Origin of the sequence: Pseudoroseomonas ludipueritiae (assembly GCF_014490445.1) — a bacterium.
In the GTDB taxonomy this organism is placed as follows: Bacteria; Pseudomonadota; Alphaproteobacteria; order Acetobacterales; family Acetobacteraceae; genus Pseudoroseomonas; species Pseudoroseomonas ludipueritiae.
In genome coordinates this window covers 1-1493 of record NZ_JACTUZ010000325.1, presented here as the reverse complement: position 1 = coordinate 1493, position 1493 = coordinate 1, and the positions used below count along the sequence as shown (strand labels likewise).

General features: G+C 72.1%; 1 protein-coding gene and 1 pseudogene. Both read left to right on the top strand.

What is annotated here, in order from left to right; genetic code table 11:
• Positions 1-1120: AI-2E family transporter (locus IBL25_RS26055; RefSeq protein WP_367615698.1), on the top strand; the 1120-nt coding region annotated here is incomplete at its 5' end.
• A pseudogene (locus IBL25_RS26050) lies at positions 1121-1493 on the top strand (chromosomal replication initiator DnaA); the annotation flags it as partial.

Here is a 1493-nt window from a genome sequence, read left to right as displayed (position 1 = left end):
GCCCCGCCTGCCCGCCCTGCCGCCCCTCGCCCCCGGCCCGCGCACCGCGACGCGGGCGCAGCGCACCACGCTGGTGCTGGGCCTGCTGGGCGCGCTGCTGTTCCTGATCTGGCTCTTCTCGGCCATCCTGACGCCCTTCGTGCTGGCCGGTTGCATCGCCTATTTCCTGGACCCGGTGGCGACGCGGCTGAACCGCATCGGCATTCCGCGCGGGCTGGCGGCGCTGCTGCTGGTGGCGGGGCTGATGGCCGCCGCCCTGCTGGCGATCCTGCTGCTCTACCCGCTGCTGATCGCCCAGGTCGGCACCCTGCTGGCGCGGCTGCCCAATTACGTCGCCGGCATCGGCGGCGCCATCCAGGAAGGCATGGTGGCGCTGGAGAAGCGCTTCGGGCCGGAGGTGATGGATACCCGCCTGCGCGACCTCGCGGTCAGCCAGGTGGGCGCCATCCTGTCCTTCCTCGGCACGGCGGCGACACGGCTGATCGGCGGCGGCTATGCGCTGCTCTCGGTCTTCACCCTGGTGGTGGTGACGCCGGTGGTGGGCTTCTACCTGTTGCGGGACTGGCAGCGCATCATGCGCCGCATCGAGAGCTGGCTGCCCCGCCGCTATGCCAGCACCCTGCGGCAGCTGGCGCAGGAAACCGACCGCGTGCTGTCCGCCTGGCTGCGCGGGCAATTGCTCTGCTGCGCGCTGCTCTGCGCCTATTACGCCATCGGGCTTTCCGCCGTGGGGCTGGAGCTGGGGCTGATCCTGGGCCTGACCTCGGGCGTGCTGAGTTTTATTCCTTATGTCGGCTCCATGACCGGGTTGGGCACGGCGCTGCTGCTGGCGCTGGGGCAGTTCGGCACCTGGGAAGGCGTCGGCATGGTGGCCGCCGTCTTCGTCACCGGGCAGGTGGTCGAGGGCTATATCATCTACCCGCGCCTGCTGGGGCACCGGGTGGAGCTGCATGCCGTCTGGGTCATCTTCGCCCTGTTCGCCGGCGGCGTGGCCTTCGGCTTCCTGGGCGTGCTGCTGGCGGTGCCCATGGCGGCGGCGCTGGGCGTGCTGGCCCGCTACTGGCTGCGGCGCTACCTGGAAAGCCCGCTCTACCTCGACCCGCCCCGCACCGGGAGCTGAATGGTGGAAGCCCGGCGCCAACTGGCCCTGCCGCTGGACCTGCCACAAAGCTTCGCCGGGGAGGTGCTGCCGGATTCCTCCAATGCCGAGGCCATGGCCTGGCTGGGGCAGGAGGCAGGCTGGCCGGAGCATCGCCTCGCCCTCTTCGGCCCGGCCGGGGTCGGCAAGTCCCACCTGCTGCGGCAGCAGGCGACGCGGCGCGGCTGGCGGGTGCTGCAGGGCCCGGCGCTCTCCGGTGTGCCCGAGCCCGCCCCCACCGCGCTGGACGACGCCGATTGCGTGGCGGATGAGGAAGCGCTCTTCCACCTGATCAATGCCTGCGCCGCCGCCGGCCTGCCGCTGCTGCTGGCCGGCCGCAGCCCGCCCGCGCGCT